This is a genomic window from Armatimonas rosea, assembly GCF_014202505.1.
In the GTDB taxonomy this organism is placed as follows: Bacteria; Armatimonadota; Armatimonadia; order Armatimonadales; family Armatimonadaceae; genus Armatimonas; species Armatimonas rosea.
On record NZ_JACHGW010000002.1, the window covers coordinates 332,180 to 353,615 of the forward strand.

The 21,436-nt window shown below is 64.4% G+C and carries 19 protein-coding genes; 2 read left to right on the top strand and 17 right to left on the bottom strand.

Translation table 11 applies throughout. The features are described from left to right. Positions 1-150 precede the first annotated feature (150 nt). Together HNQ39_RS09420 and HNQ39_RS09425 are read left to right on the top strand one after the other, a co-directional pair. Positions 151-1,797, top strand: a complete 1,647-nt coding sequence (locus HNQ39_RS09420; protein ID WP_184194425.1) for a hypothetical protein — start codon at positions 151-153, stop codon at positions 1,795-1,797. After that, positions 1,794-2,669 carry a phosphotransferase gene (locus HNQ39_RS09425; RefSeq protein WP_184194428.1) on the top strand — a complete coding sequence of 292 codons (876 nt, stop codon included), beginning with the start codon at positions 1,794-1,796 and terminating at the stop codon, positions 2,667-2,669. The genes HNQ39_RS09420 and HNQ39_RS09425 overlap by 4 nt, the downstream gene beginning before the upstream one ends. On the opposite strand, the gene HNQ39_RS09430 is transcribed toward HNQ39_RS09425, so the two are convergent. The 17 genes from HNQ39_RS09430 to gloA2 all read right to left on the bottom strand — a co-directional run bounded on the left by HNQ39_RS09430 (position 2,659) and on the right by gloA2 (position 21,430). Continuing rightward, a complete protein-coding gene (locus HNQ39_RS09430) occupies positions 2,659-3,672 on the bottom strand; it encodes a dihydrodipicolinate synthase family protein (RefSeq protein WP_184194431.1) in 1,014 nt (337 codons plus the stop codon). The two genes, HNQ39_RS09425 and HNQ39_RS09430, sit on opposite strands and share 11 nt — an antisense overlap. After that, a complete protein-coding gene (locus HNQ39_RS09435) occupies positions 3,669-5,594 on the bottom strand; it encodes a sulfatase-like hydrolase/transferase (RefSeq protein WP_184194435.1) in 1,926 nt (641 codons plus the stop codon). Before HNQ39_RS09435 ends, HNQ39_RS09430 begins: the two co-directional genes overlap by 4 nt. Positions 5,595-5,598: 4 nt before the next feature. After that, positions 5,599-6,345 carry an SDR family oxidoreductase gene (locus HNQ39_RS09440; protein WP_184194438.1) on the bottom strand — a complete coding sequence of 249 codons (747 nt, stop codon included), beginning with the start codon at positions 6,343-6,345 and terminating at the stop codon, positions 5,599-5,601. Continuing rightward, positions 6,342-7,598, bottom strand: coding sequence for an MFS transporter (locus HNQ39_RS09445; protein WP_246385500.1), 1,257 nt, complete (start codon positions 7,596-7,598; stop codon positions 6,342-6,344). Before HNQ39_RS09445 ends, HNQ39_RS09440 begins: the two co-directional genes overlap by 4 nt. 31 nt (positions 7,599-7,629) lie before the next feature. Continuing rightward, positions 7,630-9,024, bottom strand: coding sequence for a sulfatase (locus tag HNQ39_RS09450; RefSeq protein WP_184194445.1), 1,395 nt, complete (start codon positions 9,022-9,024; stop codon positions 7,630-7,632). Next, a complete protein-coding gene (locus HNQ39_RS09455; protein WP_221289935.1) occupies positions 9,021-10,946 on the bottom strand; it encodes a glycoside hydrolase family 55 protein in 1,926 nt (641 codons plus the stop codon). The genes HNQ39_RS09450 and HNQ39_RS09455 overlap by 4 nt, the downstream gene beginning before the upstream one ends. Next, on the bottom strand, positions 10,943-11,881 hold the full coding sequence (locus HNQ39_RS09460) for a sialate O-acetylesterase (protein ID WP_184194448.1): 939 nt from the start codon (positions 11,879-11,881) through the stop codon (positions 10,943-10,945). The genes HNQ39_RS09455 and HNQ39_RS09460 overlap by 4 nt, the downstream gene beginning before the upstream one ends. After that, positions 11,878-13,203, bottom strand: a complete 1,326-nt coding sequence (locus tag HNQ39_RS09465; RefSeq protein WP_184194451.1) for a Gfo/Idh/MocA family protein — start codon at positions 13,201-13,203, stop codon at positions 11,878-11,880. Before HNQ39_RS09465 ends, HNQ39_RS09460 begins: the two co-directional genes overlap by 4 nt. Before the next feature lie 16 nt (positions 13,204-13,219). Further along, entirely contained in the window at positions 13,220-14,065 is an 846-nt protein-coding gene (locus tag HNQ39_RS09470) for a GDSL-type esterase/lipase family protein (protein WP_184194454.1), read from the bottom strand. After that, positions 14,062-15,645, bottom strand: a complete 1,584-nt coding sequence (locus tag HNQ39_RS09475) for a hypothetical protein (protein ID WP_184194456.1) — start codon at positions 15,643-15,645, stop codon at positions 14,062-14,064. The genes HNQ39_RS09470 and HNQ39_RS09475 overlap by 4 nt, the downstream gene beginning before the upstream one ends. A 9-nt stretch (positions 15,646-15,654) precedes the next feature. Continuing rightward, positions 15,655-17,157, bottom strand: coding sequence for a sulfatase-like hydrolase/transferase (locus tag HNQ39_RS09480; RefSeq protein WP_184194459.1), 1,503 nt, complete (start codon positions 17,155-17,157; stop codon positions 15,655-15,657). A gap of 41 nt (positions 17,158-17,198) precedes the next feature. Then, positions 17,199-18,620 carry a HEAT repeat domain-containing protein gene (locus HNQ39_RS09485; protein ID WP_184194462.1) on the bottom strand — a complete coding sequence of 474 codons (1,422 nt, stop codon included), beginning with the start codon at positions 18,618-18,620 and terminating at the stop codon, positions 17,199-17,201. A gap of 79 nt (positions 18,621-18,699) precedes the next feature. After that, the gene (locus HNQ39_RS09490; RefSeq protein ID WP_184194466.1) at positions 18,700-19,527 is read right to left on the bottom strand and encodes an ROK family protein; all 828 of its coding nucleotides are present in this window, start codon (positions 19,525-19,527) and stop codon (positions 18,700-18,702) included. Next, entirely contained in the window at positions 19,524-19,997 is a 474-nt protein-coding gene (locus tag HNQ39_RS09495) for a CYTH domain-containing protein (protein ID WP_184194469.1), read from the bottom strand. Before HNQ39_RS09495 ends, HNQ39_RS09490 begins: the two co-directional genes overlap by 4 nt. 125 nt (positions 19,998-20,122) lie before the next feature. Then, positions 20,123-20,533, bottom strand: a complete 411-nt coding sequence (locus tag HNQ39_RS09500; RefSeq protein ID WP_184194472.1) for a GNAT family N-acetyltransferase — start codon at positions 20,531-20,533, stop codon at positions 20,123-20,125. Between the two features lie 3 nt (positions 20,534-20,536). Beyond that, a complete protein-coding gene (locus HNQ39_RS09505) occupies positions 20,537-21,028 on the bottom strand; it encodes a hypothetical protein (RefSeq protein ID WP_184194475.1) in 492 nt (163 codons plus the stop codon). Positions 21,029-21,046: 18 nt separating this feature from the next. Beyond that, positions 21,047-21,430, bottom strand: coding sequence for an SMU1112c/YaeR family gloxylase I-like metalloprotein (gene gloA2 / locus HNQ39_RS09510; protein ID WP_184194478.1), 384 nt, complete (start codon positions 21,428-21,430; stop codon positions 21,047-21,049). Positions 21,431-21,436: the final 6 nt, after the last annotated feature.

A 21,436-nucleotide genomic window follows, 5' to 3' on the forward strand; every position in this document is an offset into this window, starting at 1 on the left:
GAGTAGTGTCCTAGCAGTCCTGTTCGCTGGACTTGTCGAGGCGGGGGATGCTCTACCCACTCACGCCCGTGAGGAGCTTTTCACACTAGCTACCCGGTGCGCTTCGGGTAAAATCCGCCCCGAGCCACTATCGTAAGGAACGGAGCGACGATGAACTACACACAGCAACTCTCACGGATAGAGCGGGCGATTGCCGGGCTTCACAAACAGTACGACCCGACCGAGCGCATGCTCAAGGTACCGTTTTCCTCGCCGGGCTACCACACCACGCTCAAGGGCGGGATGGTCCACCCCAACAAGCAGTCCCTGGAGTACGCCCTGGCGCTACTGGACACGGAGAAGCCCGAGTGGATCGAGCGCGGAAAGGCGATCCTGGAGCGCGTGGTCGGGCTTCAGGATACCAACCCGGCCAGCAAGACCTTCGGGATCTGGTCGTGGTTTCTGGAAGAGCCGCTCTCGCAGATGAGCCCGCCGGACTACAACTGGGCCGACTTCTGCGGTGTCTCGCTCCTGCAGGTCGTGCGGGTACACCGGGAGAAGCTCAGCCCGGAGCTGCGACGCGCGGTCGAGGCGGCGATCCTCAACGCCTGCCGCTCCATTGTCAAGCGCAACGTCTCCCCTAGCTACACCAATATCGCTGTCATGGATGCCTATGTCACCCTCATGACCGGAGAGCTGCTCCAGCGCCCCGAGCTCCTGAGCGATGGCCTGGCGCGGCTGGGACGCTTTGCCAAGTACACCCAGGACAACGGGGCCTTTGAGGAGTACAACAGCCCCACCTACACGATCGTGGCGCTATCCGAGCTCTCCCGGGTGGCAGGCCATATAAAAGATCCCCGTGCGCTTGCCCTGGTGCAGCCGCTCGTCTACAAAGCCTGGGAAGAGTTCGCGGGCCACTTCCACGCCCCGACCCGACAGTGGGCCGGGCCGCACAGCCGCGCCTACGCCTCGCTCTTGAGCAACCAAGCACTCAGTGTCATCCAGCGCGGCACGCAGAACCGGGTGAGCTTCGGGGTGGAGTACTTCGACCGTGAGGAGCCACATGTCCCGCTGGTCTGTCCGCGTGCCCTGGAGCCGCTCTTTGGCCCGCTCAGCCAGCCGCGGACGGTCACCGAGACCTTTATCAAGCGGGTGAACCGGGTCGGGACCACCTACCTGCACCCCGACTACGCGCTCGGGACGGTCAACCAGGAAGATCTCTGGAACCAGCGCCGCGCCCTCTTGCTGTACTTCGGGGACGCCAAGACACCCGGCTACGCCCACCTGCGCTTTTTAAAGAACGGCTATGATTTCTCGTCGGCGATCTTGACAACGAAGCAGCGCGAGGGGCTCGTGGTTGGCGCGGTGACGTTTATCACCAACGGCGGCGACACCCATATCTCGCTGGATAAAGTTAAGAACGCCACGATCAAGGCCAAGGACCTGCGCCTGCGCCTAGAGCTAGGAGGACCCGCCGCGAAGGCAGTGACGATCGCTCAGACGATAGGGAAAAATGCTGCCACCCTCACGCTCCCTACCTTTCAGCTACGCTTTATCACGGCGATGGCCCAGTTTGGCGAGTTCGAGGGCAAGCTCGTGATTGGCGGTGACGACACGCGGAAGTGGGTGGATATCGTCCTCTACGAGGGTGACGAGAGAGAGTTCAACCTCGCTGCTCTGGACCAGGCACTGCTCGCGTTTACGCTACGGGTGGGAACGCAGGGCTCGTTCCAGGGCCAAGGCAGTGCGGGCTCCTACACGCTCTCGTCGCAGGGGCTCAGTATCACCGTTCCCACCAAGCCTGGGCCGCGCAAGTGACCCCGGAGCGCCTCCGGGAGCGGGTGCCGCTCTTTGCCGAGGCGCGTGCGCTGGAGCTGATGCCGCTGGCCGATGGGGTGAGCCACAACAACACCAACTACAAGGTGTGGGCCGACGGCACCGCGTACTTTCTGCGGGTTCCGGGGACGGCGGCGCCGTTTCTGGGGGTGCAGCGCGACGAAGAGCTCGCGGCGCTGCGGGCGGCGGGGGCGCAGGGTCTCGCCCCCGAAGTACTCTTTGCTGCGCCCGATGGCCTGCTCGTCTTGCCGTTTCTCGCCGGCGGGCACTGGACCCCCGCCGAGGCCGCGCGCCCGGAGAATATCGTCCGCCTCGCCCAGACCCTGCGCCGCCTCCACGACATCCGCGAGGTCGCGGCGCACTGCTCGGTCTACGAGCGGATCGAGCGGCTGATCGCCAGCGCGACCCAGCTCGGCCAGGCCCTCCCCGACAACCTCCCCGCGCTCCTCGCCTGGATGGCCACGCTCCGCCAGCAGCGCGCCACCGACCCCCGCGCGAGCGTCGGGCTCTGTCACGGCGACTTCTGGCTGCACAACTTCCTCGACGATGGCAAGCAGCTCTGGCTGATCGACTGGGAGTTTGCGGGACGCGGCGATGGGCTGGTGGACTTGGCCAAGATCACGATTGGCGGGAGCAGCTACACCCCCGCGCACCAGCAAGCACTCTTGCACGCCTACGGCTACACCGAGCCGGGCGACCTGACGCTCTTGGACGAGCAGAAAACCCTCCTCCTGCTTTTTCAGGCGGTCTGGGCGCTGGTGCTCCACGGCCTGCGCGGCCCCGAGAGCGCGTTTGACTACCTCGCCCACTCCCAGCAGACCTTCCGCCAGATTAACCGTGCGCTCAGCCTCTAAGATAGCCCTGGGTGGGGAGGAGCCCGTGCGCCTTCAGGAGCGCGATCCCCTCGACAATAAAGCTCTGCGGCAGGCGCGCACCGCCGTAGAGCAGGGGCGGCTCAACTTTTAGCGCGTCATCCCCGTAGGCGCGGCAGTGGTCGAGGACTTTGTTGGCGTTGGCGAAGGCATTGCCATGGGGAAACTCCGCGACCAGCGCAAAGGCGGCGCTAACCACGGTCTCTAGTGTCTGGGAGAGCGCCTCGGCGGCGGCTTGCTCACCGCTATCGAGCAGGCGCAGGAGCTCGGCGAGCTCGGGGGCGAAGACATTGGCGGTGCTTAGAAGAAAGCCGTCGTAGGGGCCGCCGCCCGTGCGGGGCCAGGGGACGTAGCCGCCTTTTTCCGCGCCGCGCACCAGGAATACCCCACCAAAGTCCAGGCCACTCTGGGCCACACGGTCTGCGCCGCTGGTGTCCTTGAAGAGGATGACATTGGCAAACTCCGCCGTGAGCGCCGCGACTGTCTCCGGCGCGAGCTCGTTCTGTGTCACTTGTGGGAGCTGGTAGAGCGCGGTCGGCCAGCCACGGGCGAGCACCTGCGCCAGGCCCGCACGAAGCGCCTCCTGCGAGAGCTCGCTGCCCTTAGGCGGGCAGATCGTCACCCCAGCCACAGCGGGATGCGTCCGCAGCGGCTCCAAAGATTCTAAGCAGGCGAGCAGCTCCTCCACGGAGGTCTTGAGCACGCCGATCAGCACGCGAATGCCTGCCACGGCGGCGGCGTCCAAGACAATGCCTAGGAGCCGGTGAATATCATCGTCACCCATCTCCCAGCCCTCGCCGGTGGAGCCGGGGACCAGGATGCCCTTCACCTGCGGCGCGAGCGCGGTCAGGTGCGCCTGGATGCGGGTAGGATCGGGCATGTGCGCGGCCTGAAAGTGCGTCAGGGTGGGGCACCAGAGGCGTGGGATACCACCGGGGAAGAGCGCTGCCTGGAGCGCCTGGCGCTGAGAGTTAATAGTACTCATTCTTTGGTACTGACCTTCAGCGCACGGAGCGTCCCGGCAAAGCGTGGCAGGCTGGCATACGCCGAATCGACCGGGTTGGCGCTATCGAACCCCACGCAGAACGGCTCCTGCGGCTGGCGGCTGAGCGGCCCGCTGAGCTTGTGGGTAGCGACGACCTCCCCATTCACCTTCAGGCTCAGCGCACCGTCGGCGGCGATTCTGGCTTCGAGCACGGCGTTCTCTGCGAGGGGGCGGGGTGAGGTGAGGCGCACGAGCTCTCCGCCCGACGGATGGACCGCAAAGACCGCGTGGCCGTCCTTGAGGTAGAGCGCGTAGCCCGTACTCGTCCCCCCGTGGGCAACCAAGACGCCACTCGTGGGCTTGCCCTCCAGCGTGCAGGAGATCGTCAGCGGGCGATTGACAACCTGCGGAGCTTGTGCACCGCTGAGCGTGTCACCTACCTTGAGGGAGTCCAGCGTGGCGGGCTTTGTGGACGTGGCTTGGGCGCTTTCTTCAAACGGGTAGAGGGTGACGGGGTTCTTGACCTCGCCTGCGGGGCGGCGGCCGGGGCCGGGGACGGTCTCACCCAGCTCGGCGCGCATTGCCACCGCAAGGGCTTTCAGGCGAGTGACAATCTCCGGGTGCGCGGCGGCCACATCGGTGCGCTCCCCGATCTCGGTGTCGAGGTTGTAGAGGCGGGGAGACTCCAGCGAGGCAGCGACGGTTGCGCCCGCCTTGCCCATTCCCTCGCTCTGGGGCGCGATGGCGAGCTTCCAGGGGCCGGAGCGGACGGCTTGAAGCTGGTAGCCATTGAAGTAGTAGCGGGCCTCGTGCGGCGACTGTTTTGTCTTCCCCAGCAGGAGCGGCGCGATATCCTTGCCGTCGATCTTGCGATCGGTGGGGACAGTGCCCCCGGCGAGCTGGACAAAGGTCGGGAGAAAGTCGATTGTCCCTGCCACGGCATCGCTGGTGCTGCCGGGGGCGATCTTTCCAGGCCACGCGACGAGGGTCGGCTCGCGGACCCCGCCCTCCCAGGTGCTGCCCTTGCCGCCGCGTAGCGGGCCGGCCTCGCCGCTGTCCTTGCCCTGGGTCAGCCAGGGGCCATTGTCCGACGTAAAGATAACAAGCGTGTTCTTATCCAGCCCGAGCTTCGCCAGGGTCTCCCGCACCCGCCCGACACTCCAGTCCACCTCCTCCACCCAGTCCCCGACACGGCCGTTGGCGGACTTGCCGCGGAACTGTGCGCCCGGATGGATCGGCGTATGGATCGCGGTGTGGGGCAAGTAGAGAAAGAACGGCTTTTTTTGATTGTCCGTGATGAACTTAATGGCCTCGTCGGTGTAGCGCTCCGTGAGGCGGCTCTGCTCCTCGCCCGTGAGTAGCTCGATCACTTTATCGTCGCGCAGGAGTGGCACGACGGGTTGTGTGCCGCCCTTGGCCTTCTTGAGCATGTCGTTGGAGTAGGGAAAGCCAAAGTAGTGGTCGAAGCCATGGCGCGTGGGCAGGAACTCCGGCTGGTCCCCGAGGTGCCACTTGCCGATACACATAGTCGCGTAGCCCTGGTCTTTGAGTAGCTCCGCCACCGTGTGCTCGTCTTTGTTGAGCCCGTTTTTCTCGCCGGGAAAGAACACGCCGGGAATCGAGACCCGCGCCCCGTAGCAGCCCGTGAGCACCTGCGCCCGCGAGACCGAGCAGACCGGTGCGGCATAGAACGAGGTTAGCTTCATGCCCTCGCGTGCCATCTTATCCAAGTTCGGCGTGCGGTTCTTGGTCGAGCCAAACGGCCCGATATCCCCGTAGCCCATGTCGTCGATAAAGATCAGGACGATATTGGGTTTTTGTGTGGCCCCCACCTGCCCCCTGGCCCCCACCGAGTGGGGGGAGAGAAAGGAGGGGGCGGCGAGCAGGAGCGCGGCACTGGCGAGAGAAAGAAGCGTTTTCATACGATTAACCTCGGCCCACGAGGGGCATCTTGGTGGCCATGACGGTCATAAACAGGACATTTGCGTCCAGCGGGAGGCTGGCCATGTGGAGCACGGACTGCGCGACATGCTCCACATCCATCACCGGCTCGACCGCCAGGGTGCCGTCGGCCTGTGGGACTCCCTGCTGCATCTTCTGCGTGTTGTCGGTGAGGGCGTTGCCGATATCGATCTGGCCGCAGGCGATATTGTAGGCGCGGCCATCCAGCGCCGTGGACTTGGTCAGCCCGGAGATCGCGTGCTTGGTGGCGGTGTACGATGCCGAGTAGGGGCGGGGCACCTGTGCCGAGACCGAGCCGTTGTTGATGATGCGCCCGCCCATCGGGTCCTGGCTCTTCATCAGCTTGAACGCCTCTTGCGTGCACAGAAAGGTCGCGGTGAGGTTTGTCTCCACCACGGCCTGCCAGTCGTCGAGGCTCAGCGTGTCGATGGGGCCATTGCGGACGATCCCGGCGTTGTTGAAGAGCACATCGAGCCGCCCAAACGCCGCCTTGGTCTGGGCAAAGAGCGCCCGAATCGCCTCGGGGTCGCGCACATCGGTGGGGACCGCCAGCGCCCGCTCGCCCGCCTCGCCCGCCAGAGCGACGGTCTGCTCCAGCGCATCGGCGCGGCGGCCGGCCAGCGCGACGGAGTACCCGGCGTGGAGGAGCGCTAGGGTGACGGCGCGGCCCACGCCGCTCCCTGCTCCCGTGACAAGGGCGATCTTACTCATGAGTGATTTTCTTCTTTCTGCTCGGGCCAAGTGAGCGCAAAGAGCGCTGCGAGGAGCGGCAGGACACCCGCCACGAGGATCATCGGGGCGAACTTGCCCATCGCATTGGTGTGCGTGTCGGCGTAGCGGCCCACGAGCGGGTGGAGCAGGGAGTTGATGAGCCACGACGAAGCACCGACGGCTCCGAGGCACTTCGCGGTGTGCTGTGGCGAGACATCTTGCATCAGGGCATAGAGGATCGCAAAGACCCCCATGAGCCCGGCCCCGACCAGGCAGTAGAGCGGCACCATGATCTCGCGGCCGGGGAGGAAAATAAGTGGGGTTGCGAGCAGGCACAGCCCCGATGCAAAGAGCAGAATTTTCTGGCGGGCACGCTCGATCGAGCACGTGGGGGAGACCAGCTTGCGTGTGAGAAAACCGATCCCAATGCTCCCCACATCGGCCGTCAGGTAGAACGCGATCAGGAGATACTGGAGCTGCTTGTCGGTGAACTTGAGGTCGATTACCAGGTGGCGTGGGAGCCAGACGCGATAAAAATGCCAGCTCATGTTCACCGCCACTCCTAGCGCCAGCACGATCCAGAACCTGCGCTGGGTAAAGAGCGAGACAAACGGCACCGTGACTGCCTCGGTAGCCTTAGCCGGAGTGTGTGCGATCTCGCGGGCCCGCTCGCCGCGGGTGACAAGTAGCCACGCGACCACCCAGACCAGCCCGATCGCGCCGACAATCATAAACATCCTGCGCCAGCCCTCGCCATTGTCTTTGACCAGCGCAAGCACCAGAAGCGGGGTGACTACCGCCCCGACTGTCATGCCGCTATTGAAGATACTGTTGGCCAGTGCCCGAGACTCGCGCGGAATGATCCGTCCGATAATCCCCACGGCAACCGGCCAGTTGAAGGCCTCGCCGCCGCCCAGAACAATCCGGCAGACCTGGAGCTGGAAGAGGGTCTCCACAAAGCCGGTCGCAAAGCCCGCCGCAGACCAGACCAGTAGCGCGATAGGGTAGAGCCAGCGTAGGTTCACCCGGTCGGCGAGGAAGCCGGCCAGGAGCAGAAAGACCGCGTAGGAGTAGCCAAACGCCGCCTCCAGCTTGCCGTAGCCCTCCTCCCCGAGCTGAAACTCCGCCTTGATATAGGTCGAGATAGACCCCAGGGTCTGGCGGTCCATGTAGTTGATCATGGTCGCAAAAAGCATCATCGCGACGACATGCCACTTCCATTGAGGAATCGTGGATTTCGGTGAGTCGGTCATTGAGCTCAAGGGCTTTGGCTTTCTTTGCGCTTCACGGGTAGGGCGGAAGCGCCTTTAGTTTCGCCGAGAGCTCGGCAACCACCTTCGGGTGCTGTGTGGCGACATTGTGATTCTCTTCCGGGTCGCTGTTGTGATCGTAGAGCTCGTTCGTCCCATCGCTCCACTGCGTGAAGCGCCAGCGCTCGGTGCGGACACTCTGGCCGTAGCGACTCTGTCCCCGAGTCACCAGCGTAAAGGCGGCGTCTTTGAAGGGGCGCTTGGGATCGCGCAGCACGGGGCGCAGGCTCTTGCCCGCAAGGCCCGTCGGCACACTTAGCCCACACGACTCCGCGACGGTGGGGAAGAGATCGACAAACTCCACCAGAGAGCGGCTGGTCTTTCCCCCTTTGATTCCGGGGGCGGCGATAATCAGGGGAGCGCGGCAGCTTCGCTCAAAGAGGGTGTTCTTGTTCCACCACTGACGCTCGCCGGTGTGGTAGCCGTGATCCCCGATAAAGACCACCACGGTCTTGTCCCAGAGCTTGCCTCTATCGAGTGCATCGAGTACCCGCCCGAGCTGGGCGTCCATGTAGCTGGCCGTGGCGCAGTAGGCACGTAGAAACTCCAGGCGCTCTTTGTCGGTGAACTTGTCGAAGGCCTGCTGGTAGCCCCCGGCAAGCGCCAGCGGCGGCGCAGCGGTCATGTCCACCGGGTCTTTCCAGAGCGTGAGCGCCTCCGGGGGATAGAGCTCGAAGTACTTCTTGGGTGCGATAAACGGATCGTGTGGCTTGAGGAACCCACAGCCGATAAACCAAGGGTTGCTCCCCTGCTGCTCGATAAGCTTCACCACTGCCGCGGCCGTCTGACCATCGGGCTGGTCGTCGTCACCGCCCTCCGCCATTCCCCACTGGCACCAGGGAAGTGTACCCCCCGTGAGGTTGCGGCCCTCGTTTTTCTGACCCAGCTTGGTCGGAGAGAACGCGGTGGCTGCGTGCCAGGACTGGGGTAGGTCCATCCAGAGGGCCTTCTCCGCCTCGCTGGCGCCGCTCAGGTGGTAGAGCTTCCCAAAAGCTTCGGCGTGCCAGCCGTTCTCCTTAAAGTACTGCGGCAGGGTCAGCACCGCGGGGAGCTGAGAGCGCAGGCGTGTCGTGTTGTTGACGATCTTCGTCTGCTCGGGGCGCAGCCCGGTGAGCAGCGAGCTGCGGCTGGGGTTGCAGACCGGGTACTGCACATAGGCTCGCTCAAAACGCACGCCATGAGCCGCCAAGCGCGCCAGGTTCGGTAGCTTGACTCTCGCGTGCGTGAAGACCCCGCCTTCGTCCCGAAAGTCATCCGCGACAATAAAGAGCACATTGGGCTTGGCGGTTGGCTTTTGCTGTGCGCTTGCGGGCAACACTGCCTGGAAAGTCAGCAGAGAGGCAACGAGAGTGCAAGGAAGATACTTCATGTCTTTTTCTTTTTTATCGAGCGATTGTTCTCTTCGCGCATGTTGCTGGAGCCATCCGTGAACTTTAAAGTGACATCGACAAGCTGGTTGTCTTGGAGGAGGCAGTCCAGACCTTGCTGGAAGAGAAGCTCACCCGTCTCCTGGTTGCTGATCCAGTTGTTCTTGAGGACGATATTGCGGGGGCGGGGGCCGTTGGAGCCCGCGTGGAACCAGAAGCGGAAGTCTTCGAAGTGGTTGTTCTCAAAGGTCACATCGGCGCAGCGGAAGCGGGTGCTGGAGCTATCCGTGCCAATGTCGGAGGTGCTACAGCGGCGGATCACCGAGCCACGGTTGAGGCTCTCCTCGTGGAGCACGATATCGCCCGCAGCGGCGGCAGTGGGCAGCGACTCAAGAGTGACGCGAAAGGTCTGGCCGGTGCTCGTGGCATCCACCGCAACCACGCGCGCCATCCCGCGCAGGTTCTGCTGGTTGGGGGACCAGACACTGGCCCAGTCACCCTTGCGCCAGAGAAACGGCTCCTTACTCTCAAAGGTCGGGGTGAGCGTGAGTGTCGTGCCCGCCACCTCCACCAGCTTCTGCGCCCGCGAGTAGATCGCAAAGCTATCGTCGTAGGTGGCCGCGCCGTCCCAGTCGCTGTCCTCAATCAGCACTCCCCAGCGGCTATTTTTGATGTGCAGGCCATCGCGCCAGGAGACAAAGAGCTCGGTCTCGGGGTGGGCCATCTTCAGGTCCATGTTGCGCAGGGTGATGGGGCCGGTATTGTGGGTGATCAGCGACCAGAAGTGCGGCGAGCTCTCGTACCGAAGGTTGCTGAAGAGCACGCGGGCGCTGCGGGTGATGAGGTTCACCCTGCCTCGGTGGGCGTACTTCACGTGTGGCACCACGAACTCAGTCGCCCCTTGCTCGGCGGCGCGGCGCATGCGTGGCTTCATGACCGCATCGGGGGTGGCGCTGTTCAGGGCGCTCGGGCGGATATGGAGGCGCACCCGGCGCTCGCTGTCGAGGCGGGTGACCTCTTCGATATAGAGGTTGTCGCCCCGCCCGGTTCGCGCTCCAGGAGAGTCCGGGAAGAAGGAGCGCCCGAAGAACGCGGCCCGAAACTCGTTTTTCCCGACCTCTGGCACCGGGTAGCGCTCCGGCACCTCCAGGTCGATCGTCATCGCCTCCACATCGACCTTGCGGATCGTCCCCTGGTAGTAGGGCTTGGGATCGTAGTCGATCTGAAAGCCATCGAGCTGGACATTCTCCGCGTCGTCGAGCTGCGCGAAGCTATCCGGGGGATGGAGCACGACCCGAGCCCCGCCGCCCTCGATCTTGAGGTTCTTTGCTCCCTTGAGCGCGAAGAGGGCCTCCTCGGTGAAGTCGCGCAGGCCGACCGCGCGGTAGGTCTTGGAGCCATCGAAGCGCAGGATCGCGCTATCGGCCTGGCGCGTAGCGGCGACCGCTCTTTGGATCGCGGCGAAGTCATCGGTGACACCATCGCCCACGGCCCCGAAGTCGCGCACCTGGAAGACCTTGGCACCGGGGAAGGTCGGGGTACAGAGTGCGAGCTGGAAGCCGAGGCGGTAGCGGGCATTTTTCGGGGTCGCAGTAACACGGATCTCGTCACCGGCGGCGAGCCCTTCGAGCCGTGTCTCCAGCCGCGTCGGTGCCAGGCCAGGGCGCACTTTCACCGTCCGGAGCGCTCTCTTGCCGACCCGGATCGTCACCTCAACCTCCTCACCCGAGAGTGTCTCCACCCATGCCATCCCGAGCTGGTAGTCGCCCGCCTCCGCGACCCGGTGGGTCCATGTCTGGGGTTGTGTCGTGCTAGTTTGATCGACCATGTAGACAAAAGTCTTACTGGCGGGGGAGGGCATGACCTTGGTCGGGGTGCCTTGGACAAAGGGCAGCAGGCTTGCCAGCAGGAGGGCGGTCTTCATGGCGATTTGACAGCGAGGAGCTTCTTCATCGCCTCGCCCATGGCCTCCCCGATGAGATAGTAGGTCTCGGCGTTGGTGTTCCAGTGGTAGCCCTGGCCCGTGGGAGAGAGCTCCTGCGGTCGCCAGAAGTTTCGGGTGCTCACAAAGGCGACCGTGCCCTTGAGCTCCGGGCGGGCGGCGGCGGCGGCCTGGGCCTTCATCAGCGAGAGGGCGCGCGGGTGAGTCTCGGTGGGGCCGTTCATCCCGGTCTCGGCGATCACAAACGGGAGGTTCGGGGCATTGAGGTCTCTTCGCATGTCTTTAATGAAAGTGACCATGTTGCTCTCGTACTCGGCGTTGAAGGTATTGCTGATGCGGTCGTTCCAGCCCTGGTGCCAGCCAAAGCCCGCCAAGACATAGCGCCCATCGCTGCCGGGGACAAGCTCCTTGAGCCGCGCCAGAGCCGCCTTGGTGAGCGCGACCGTCTCCCGGTAGTACTTGCCGAGGCTCTCGGGGTTCTTCGCCAGCTCCGCATCGCCCTTCTCGCCCAGGGAGTAGGGGAGCTTGCCGGCGCTGGGCGGACGAAAGTCCACGGCGAGGCTCTTGCCGCCCCAGGCGCACTTAATGAGCAGCACGGGTTCATCGAGCGCCTCGCCCAGCACCCACCCAAAGCCCAGCTCCGGGCCGATCTTCTCGGGAGTCGCGCCGTAGCCCACGGTGAGCGGCCCCTTGCGCTCCAGATACGAGATCCAGACATCGTCGCGCTTCTTCCACTGCCCTGTGCGCTCTTGCAGCGGCGCGAAGTGCTTGACCGTGGCGGGGTCTTTCGCCAGAAACTCCAGGGAGCCCTTGCCACCGTTGCGCTTGGGGTCGGCCGCGATAAAGCCCTGGCCCTCCATATTGGACTGTCCCGCGAGGATAAATACCTGCACGGGCTTGGTTTGTCGTTTTATCATAGCGTTTCACCGAAGCGCCAGCCCTCGCGGGCAGGCTCTTTCACAAAGGCATTGAGCTCCGGGCGGTTGGTGATGCGCCCGGCCTTGGCGTCCCACTCGATCCGGGTGTTGAAGCGCTGGGCGAGGACTCCCAGCAGGATGATCTCGGTGAGGTTGGCCGAGACCTTGAAGTTGGAGCCGGGCTCGGGCCCCTCGCCCTTGATCGCCCGGAGCCACTCGCGGAACGAGCCACCTTGGACGCGGGGGATGGTCTTGGGGGGCGGGCTTGCTTTCCACTTCTGCTTGACCTCGTCGGGAAAGAAGACCGGCTGCCCCGCGTGGGTCCCACAGCCGAGCAAGCCCTTGGAGCCAAACAGCCAGCAAGCGCGGCCCAGCAGCGCATCGCGCTCCACCCCGAAGGTGTTGACCTGCACGGCCTTGGTCCAGTCCTGGGGGCCATCGAACCAGTCTAGAATTACCGGCCCGCGTGCTCCCTTGGCGGGGAAGTGGAAGCGGATGTGGCTGGCCTTGGGGATCACGCCCTCCAGGGATTTCTCGCGCTGGAGGCACTCCACGACCGTCGGGGGATCGAGGTCGAGCGCCCAGACGGGGGTATCGAGCGTGTGGCAGCCGAAGTCGCCGAGCATGCCGCTGCCAAAGTCGTAGAAGGCGCGCCACTTGAGCGGCAGGTAGTCGCGGTAGAACTCCCGTTTCGCCGCCGGGCCCAGCCAGAGGTCCCAGGAGAGGCCGTCGGGGATCGCCGACGGCGGCGGTGGCATGGTCGCGGGGTTGCCAAAGTGCTGCCCGCCCAGCTCCGGCCCACTGTTGCAGCAGACCACCTGCGAGACACTCCCGATCACCCCCGCCCGCACCGCCTCCACCGAGTTGCGAATGCCATCGTCGGCGTGCCCCTGGTTGCCCATCTGCGTCACAACCTTGTAGCGCTCTTTGGACTTAGCCAGCGTCCGGCACTGCCAGATATTGTGGGTGAGCGGCTTCTGCGTGTAGACATGAATCCCACGCTCCATCGCCAGCTGCGTGGCGGCAAAGTGCGTGTGATCGGGAGTCGAGACCACGACCGCATCGAGCTCCTTGTGCATCTTGTCCAGCATCACCCGGAAGTCCTCGAAGAAGGGCTGGTTGGTCCGCCAGGCCTTCATGTTCTCGGCGCACTGGTTGTGGTCCACATCGCAGAAGGCGACCAGGTTTTCCTCGGAGCAGCCGAGCTTGTAGGGCTGCTGGGCGATCCACCCGCCAGCGCCGATAAAGCCGATATTGAGCTTGCCATTGGCGGACTTGCCCGGCTTGCCGATCGTAAAAGGAGCGGAGTTTTGCGGTTTCATAGGTTGCTTCTCTGCATCATTCCTTAGCCCCGCGCCCTTTTCCTGCGAGGGCCTTCTCCAGCAGCGGCTTCAGGCGCTCGGCGTAGACCGCGTAGCCCTCGGGCGTGAGGTGGATGTTGTCGGGGGTGAAGAGCCCGGGCTTGAGGGTGCCGCTGGCGCTGGTAAAGTCGCTCCAGAGGTCTAGCACGTGGACCTTGGGATCGCTCTCCAGCTTGAGGGGATCGAGCGCAGCATTGGTCTTCTTGATGTCCTCGTAGAACGCATTGCCGGGCGCGTGGGCGGGGAGGATCTTGGCGACAATTACCTCGGCCTTGGGGAACTTTGCGCGCAGGTTCTCGACGCACGCCTTGACCCCCTTGGCGGCGGCCTCGACACCGGTCTCGGGGGTGAAGAACATGTTGTTGTTGCCGATCATCAGCACGATCAGGCGTGGCTGGAGCCCTTCGACACCGCCGTGGTCCAAGCGCCAGAGGACATTCTGGGTCTTGTCGCCGCCGATTCCGATATTGACGGTCTTATAGCTCCCGAAGTGCCTCGCCCAGGACGTGCCCCACTGCTGGGTGAGGCTATCGCCCACCAGCAAGACATCCACGGGGCCTTGATTGGCCTTCACATAGTCCACGAGCTTGGCGTGGGTATCGAGCCAGCTGGTCCCGCCCCAGAACCCCGCCGACGGTGTGGAGGGCCAGAGCGCAGGCAGGTGCTTTTTCTCGTCGGCTCCGGGCCGGCGCTCGTACTCGGGCTTGAGGACATAGGCGCGCTCCGCCTCGGTCAGCGGCCAGCCCGTTTTCTGGGGCTCGTCGGCGCGCACCAGGGAGCCGCAGAGCAGCGTGAGGCAGGCAAGCGCCTGAGACCGGGTCATCGGGGGGCCTCCTGTCGGACGGCGATGGGGACGTAGCCGCGCTCCAGGCCGCGCGGGGGCTTGACCAGTAGCGCAGGATCGAGTGTCGCGAGGGTGCCCGTGCTGGGCGGCGGCAGGTACTCTTTCTTCTCCGTCCAAGCCGCGTGGATCTTCTCAACCACGGCCTGCAAGCGCTGCTTCTCCGCCTCGCTTAGATCGGCGTCCTGGAGCGACGGCTGGTCGATAAAGCGGTACCAGTAGTAGGTCACGACACTCCCATCGGCGAGCTTGGCTTCAAACGGGCCGGCCTTCGCGCCGGGCCTCTTCCAGACACTCTCGCTGCTCTCCGGCGACGAGTAGACCTGGCCGGTGCGGGCGGGCTCGAACTGCGCGGTCTTGAGCCCGGTCTGGTCGGGGACAAGCGAGACCGTGATGGCGGTGAGGGTCTTGCCCTCTTTTTTTGTGTACTCGGGGAAGGAGCCGCGCCGCATGGTCTTGGTCCACGGCTCCAATACGGACTCGTTCCACTGGAGGCCAAAGGTGCTCTGGTCAAACGCCTTGGTCTCCACCCAACCCTCGACCCCCTTCATCGGGAGCTTCTCACTACCCTGGCGAACCACCAAAGGCCGCGCTTTGCACGGAGGCGTGTTGGACGCCTTGTCGTCGAAGCGGCTTGGAGCTTTCCCGTCTCCTGCGAGCCAGCGCTCCACTTGATGATAGAGGGCGTCTTTGGAGTAGTGGGTCAGGTTGTGCAGCAGAACTGTCCGCCCCTGCTTGTCCACGGGAAACTGCAGGCGCGGGATCTTGTTGTAGACCGCCCCCCCAACCTCGGCGCTCTGAAACCGAGGGACGGTGTTGATCTCGATCGCGCCGCCGGTCACCAGGCCGGGCCGGGCATCGAGGCCGCGTGTCACCGCGGGTGCGTGGCGGCGGGAGATACGGCTCCAGGTCACGGGAGTGTAGAAGGCAACCGGCCCCTTGAAGTTGGTCGCATTGAGAAAGAGCGTCCAGCACTGGTTGCCCGTGGGAATCGGAAGCCCCGCGGTCTGGGACTTGGCCTGGGTCAGCGGCAGGGCCATCCAGGCGTAGCCGAGTAGCTCGCCGCAGGTGCCGTCCTGGAAGGTCATGCCATCGGGCGGGACCAGAATCCGCGGGCTGAGCTGCGCGATCCCCAGCTCGTCGGGCTTGAGCGCGTTGAGCTTCCCAAACCCCCAGCCTGGCGATGCGATCTCGTGGTTGTAGCCATTGGCGGTGCCGTTCATGCGAAACTTGGCGGTGGGGGAGCCAAAGCGCGTGCTGGCCCAGAAGCCCAGGCCGCCCTCGATCGTCTGAAACACATCGCGGTAGCTGGGGCCGCGCTCGGGCCAGTTGTCCCGCGCGACCGTGCCCGTGGGCAGGAGCGGCTCGTTGATCTTGCGGTTCTCGGGGACGATCCAAATCGACGCCAGCCCGATCTGGAAGTCCCGCAGAGGCCTCTCGACCAGCGGCCAGGCATTGGCGTAGAGGCTGACACCGTAGCCAAACTCCTCGGGCGGCGCGGGGACATCCATGCTGATATAGCCGCCCAGCCCCTCCCATACCCGCTGTAGTTTCTGTTGCATCTTGATCTCTTACTTCTTTCCCTGCGCCAGGAACTCGTCCCGCGTGAGGATACCATCGTGGTTGGTGTCGAGCTTGGCGAAGCGTGCCTTGGCGGCGGCGGGGTCGGTCTTGTTGCTCAAAAACTGCTCCAGAGTGAGCTTGCCCGTCTTCTTAGTATCGAGCTTATCGAAGCGCCCTTCCAGCACCTTGTCGGTGACCGTCGCCACCGCGTCTTCTTTCTTCTTGGCCTTGCTGGCGTGGCGGCCCGTGCCATCGCCTTGGTCGAGGATGCCCCCGGCGGGGTTGAGTTTGTCGAGCGCGGCCAGCAGGCGCTTGCGGGCGGCAAGCGCACTAGGGTCCTTGGTATCGGCGGGGACAAGCGGCTCACTAAACGGGGCACCGCTCATGTCAAAGAGCTCGCCAGCCTGGTTGAGCTTCCATTTCTGCTCACGGACATACCACTGGCGGGCCAGCTCGATAAAGATCCAGTCGCGCGGCGTCCCCGGCTTGCCCAGCACGGAGGCGCTAAAGCTCTGGCCATCAAGCCGGTTTTTCGTGGGGAGCGGCGCGCCTGCCAGCGCGGCAAAGGTCGGGAAAAAATCTGTGGAGTCGATTAGCTGCTCAGAGACGCGGCCTTGGGGGGTGACACTGGGCCAGCTGACGATCAGGGGGACCAGAGCCCCGCCCTCCAGCATCATGCCTTTCTGCCCCGAGAGTGGCTTGCCCCCGATGGTCGAGGTCTTGGCGTAGCCCCCCGCGGTGCCATTATCGCCCACAAAGACAATCAGGGTCTTCTCGCGCAGCTTCAGCCGCTCCAGCTCCGCGACTAGCTTACCCACCAGCTTGTCCATGTAGACCAGGTTGTCGCTGTAAAGGTCCTTGCTCCCCGGCGCGCTGTCGGGCGTGGGCTGAATCTCCCCATGGACATGCGACATCGAGTAGTAGAGATAGAACGGCTTTGCCTGGTTTTTGTTGAGAAAGCTCACAACATGCTGGTGCATCAGGTCGGGCATGTACGCTTTGGGGCCGAGGGTCTTGCCTTGACCGTTCTCGGTATAGGCCTCTTTCTTGCCGCCCTTACTCCAGTAGACCCCGCTCCCATTGAAGCGCAGGTAGTCGTCGAAGCCAAAGTCTGCGGGGCCGAGCGGGAGCTGACCCCACTTGCCGACTGCCGCCGTCACGTAGCCCGCTTGCTTGAGCACCGTGGGCATCATGGTCTCCCCATCCGGCGTCATCTGCCCCGTGGCGTCCTGATTGGTTGCCCCCGTGCGAAAGGCATAACGCCCCGTGAGAATGCACGCCCGCGAGGGTCCACAGAGAGGGGCGGTGTAGGCGCGGGTGTAGCGCGTCCCGTTCTTTGCCAGCGCATCGATATGGGGCGTCTTCACCCCATCGGCACCATAGCACCCCACATTGGCAACCCCAAGGTCATCGGCAAGGATAAAGACGATATTGGGCTTCGCGGGCTGCGCCATGCCAGGAAGCGTGGGCAGAGCCAGCAGGGCAGCGGAGAGAAGAAGTGTGGGTTTCATTGCGAGATTGGACGTGATTTAGGTGTGGTGGTTCAAAGGGCCTAGAAACTACTCTCCCGCGTGGTGAGCGGGCACCAGCGGGTGGTGTGGAAGTGGTGCAGGAGGGTCTTGAGCGCCTCCGGGGACGCCGACCCGAGCTGCTCTAGGGCGATCGTGGCGTGGCCGCGGACGTAGCGGTTCTGGTCGGTGAGGGCGCTGGCCAGCGCGGGGACGGCGGAGACGGCTTTCTCGCGGAACTTTGCCAGACCGTAGGCGGCATTGAAGCGCGTCTGGGCGTCGGGGTCTTCAAGCAGGCGTGTCAGCGCGGGCACGGAGAGCTCGGGCTGGCTCTTGATCTGGCCTAAAGCATCCGCGAGCTGGCGCCTGACAAACGCCGAGGGATCGTCGGTGAGAGGTGTGAGTGCGGGGAGTGCCTCCGCCGCACGTGCTCCCAGATCGCCCAGCGCATAGACCGCATAGCCGCGTGTGCGCTCGCTCTCCGACGCCAGCGCCTCGGTGAGCGTGGGAAGCGCCGCCGCTCCCGCCACACTCAGCCCGTAGCACGCCGCGCGCCGGAGATCGTCGCGCTCGCCGTCGTGCAGGAGACCCTCACGCAACACAGCGACGCCCTCCGCACCGAGGCCCCCGAGCGTATAGGCCGCACTCAGCCGCGTCTCCTCCGCGCTGTCCCAGAGCTCGGTTTTGAGCGCCTCGGGATCGCCCGTGGTCTCCCACGCACTCTCGCCCGCTAGCCAGTGCCACATCTGCCGCCAGAGCGGGCTGCGAGGATTTTTCGCCAGCTCCGCGCTTAGTGGAATCTCTGCCGACTCACGCTTCCAGTGCGCCTCGCCAGGCATCGGCTCATCGAGGCGCGTGAACTGGAACTTGAACATGTAGCGCTCTCTGTCCGTGTGGTTGGGAAACGCCCGGTGCCAGAGGTCGAAGTGGATGAGGATCACGCTCCCCGCCTCGCCCGCCACGGGAAGCCCGATGCCGTCGGGATCGAGCGCCGCGACTTCAGGGCTCAGCGGCAGGGTCGGCACCCGCGACTCGTAGTACTGGCTCCCGGGGATGGCACCGGTCGGCCCGATCTCTGCAGGGGCATCTTGCGGGTAGTACATCGCCATGATCCAGCGGGGATGGTGGTCGCGCACCTTGGAGTAGCCCCAGTAGCTATCTTTATGCCAGCCGCCGCCGTTGCCGCCCGGCCCATTGGGATGCGCAAACCGGTGGACATGCATCACGTACGACGGCCCTAAAAGGCTGGTCAGCGCGCCGCGCACTTGGGGCGCATCGAAGACCTCCTGCACCTCGGGGATGCGGGGGAGGATATTGTTGCCCGGGTTGCCGTCCTCGGCGAGGATCTTCTTGGTCTTCTCAAAAACCTGCTCATGAAACGATGGCGGAAGGTCTACTTTTAACACGCAGTAGCCATTGACAATAAAATCGCGCATCGCTGCATCGTCGAAAAGAAACGCATCCAAACCCATCTGCCCTTGCTCCTTCACGCTTCCCCACCGAAAGCTTGCGGGAATGATAACAGATTCCGCGCTCCGTGTCTGCCTATTTCCCACCTTGAAGGGCGATACGCGCCGCGCCGTAGGCCACGACAAGCTCTCCTGCAGCTACCCGTTTCAGCGTGCAGGCCTCCCAGAGCTCAGGCAGGCTGTAGGCTTGTGCGGCGCTCCGGGCCGCGGCTTCGTAGCCGGGAAGTAGAAATGTCCCGCCACCGACCGCCAAGTGCGCTGGGTTGAGGAGGTTGATCACCGCCGCAAGCCCAAGCCCAAGTGCCCTGCCGCCCTCACAAATCACCGCTTGAAGCTCTGGCTCCTCCGCCCTCGCCGCAAGCTCTGCGGGCGATACGCCACACCGGGCCGCGAGGGCCGCGCCGCCCGCGAGCAGATCGAGGCGCTGGACACTCCCCTCCCCGGTAAGGGGCAGGTACCCCAGCTCCCCGGCCCAGCCCGTGGCACCACGCAAGGGCACTCCCTCCACCAGGAACGCCGCCCCGACCGCGGTGCCTACCAGCACCACCCCCGCCGTCAGCCCCGACTCTGGGTTGGCAAATTCCTCCGCGAGTGCGGCCGTGAGGTCATTGGTGACCGTGACGGGACAGGCAAGGTCACGGAGGGCTTGGGGAGCGCTCCAGCCCACCAGCGCCGGGAGCACATCGCAGGCCACCACGCAGCCGCTTGCATCGACCAGACCCGGTACTGCAATTCCAAGCGCCTCGGGCCGCTCGGGCTGGTCCCGCACAAAGGCACGTAGCGCGGCCTCCAGCGCCGCCGGGGTAAACGCTGGCCCGGTCGCGAGACGCTCCACCCGTGCGCCACAGGCCAAGAGTAGCTTTGTTCCCCCGAGATCAACCCCGACGGATTCTCTGGCCGTCATTCTGCGGGGTGTCCCCAGTGTTTGTAGGGCACGGCTGCAAGGTTGGAGTTGTAGTACCGCGCCTCGCCGGTAATCTCCGCGCCGACCCAGTCAGGGAGGGCGAGCTCTTGCGCCTCGGACTCCAGCTCGATCTCCGCGACGATGAGCCCCTCGTTGTCCCCGAGAAAGGCGTCGATCTCCCAGCACATGCCCTTGTGCTCGACCACGTGACGCAGCTTCTCCACCAGCGGGCCGTCGCAGAGTGTGAGAAGCGCCTTGGCATCGTCCAAAGGAATCCCGTACTCAAACTCCGCCCGGCTCGCTCCCGTGGTGATTCCCTTGACCGTCAGAAAGCCGTGCTCCCCCGCCACGCGGACCCGCACGGTGCGGTGCTTGTCGCGGTTGAGGTAGCCCTGGCAGTAGTAGGTGGGCGTGGTGCTCTGCCAGCCGTCGCCCGTCACCAGAAACTTACGCTCTATCTCCGTTGCCATTCTTGAACCGTTTCCTTGCTCGGGGCCTGAAAGGCCCACCACCCAGAGGGTACCCGGGCCGCGCAAGCGCGAAGCGGCCCAGGGCCGCACCCCATCTTTCTGCACGGCCCCGTCAAATGTGGGGCTTACTGCGGCGTTGCGTTCCTTCGTCGGAAGCGCTTGCCTTGTCCCGCGAGGCTCTGGTAGCCCAGTGTGACGTAGTAGGGAACAAGCTCCGGGTCGCAGACAAGGTCGATGGAGTAGACCCCGGCCAGCCGCTGCTCTATCTGCTGCACCAGGGCTTTCCCTATCCCGCACTTTTGGTGGCCGGGGCGTACCTCCAGGAGCGGGATAAAGGCGGCAAAGACTCCGTCGGAGAGGGCGGTGACAAAGCCGACAACTTCCTGTGTGTCGGTGTCGTAGGCCAGTACAAAGGCAAAGCTTCGCTCTAGAATCTCCCAGTGCTGCTCGGGGGTAGGGGGCGTCGGCCAGCCCACAAAAAAGCCGCGTAGCGCCTCGGGAGTGAGTCCCTCTAAGTGGTCTCGGTAGACAATCATCGGCTACTTGGGGGCGAGGGGGGGCGGCATGGCGTCCCAGGCGAGGAGTGCTTTCTCCGTCGCGGGACCGTTCTTCTTCAGCCATGCTGTCGCTGCCTCGCTCACATCGGTGCCATAGAAGCGGCGGGAGTACACCACCGATCCCCCGACTCTTTTTCGTAGCCGGAACCGCGTGAAGGCGAGCTCTAGGAACGCATCGGTGGCGAGCAGGGCGACAACCAGGTGTTCCGCGGGCTTGGCCTTGGTCGCAGGCACGGAGCTGGTCTTGAGGACGACGACCTTCGCGGACTTGGTTGCTTGGTAGTTGTCCAGGAGCGTGTTTGCTCTCATGGCAAGCCCCTGCGGGTCGGTGACCTTGGGATAGACCACCAGGGTGACCATGTCGATCCACTTCTCCAGATCCTCTTGGTCTTTGGGCGTGTACTCGTGCTGGTCCCCTTGGCTCCAGCGGTGGAAGTAGGGAACTCCTGCGAGGGAGAAGGAGGGGGGCTTCATGAGGCCATTATAGCATAATCATAATTCGTAGAGCTCCAGCGGGAGGCCGTCGGGGTCGGCGAAGAAGACAAAGCGCTTGCTCGTGAGCGCATCGGTGCGGACTTCCTCGACCGTGATGCCTTGAGACTCCAGAGCGCCCTTACACGCCGCGACATCGTCCACAGCAAACGCCAGGTGCCGCAAGCCCTGTGCCTCAGGGTACGACGGCCTAGGCGGGGCGCCGGGAAACGAGAACAGCTCGAGCTGTGCGCCATCGGGGAGCGCCAGATCGAGCTTGTAGGAGTTTCGGGCCGCCCGGAAGTGCTCGCTGACGATCCGCAGGCCCAGGACCTCGGTGTAGAAGCGCTTCGAGACCGCGTAGTCCGAGCAGATGATCGCCGCGTGGTGGATTCCCTTGAGCATGGGGGA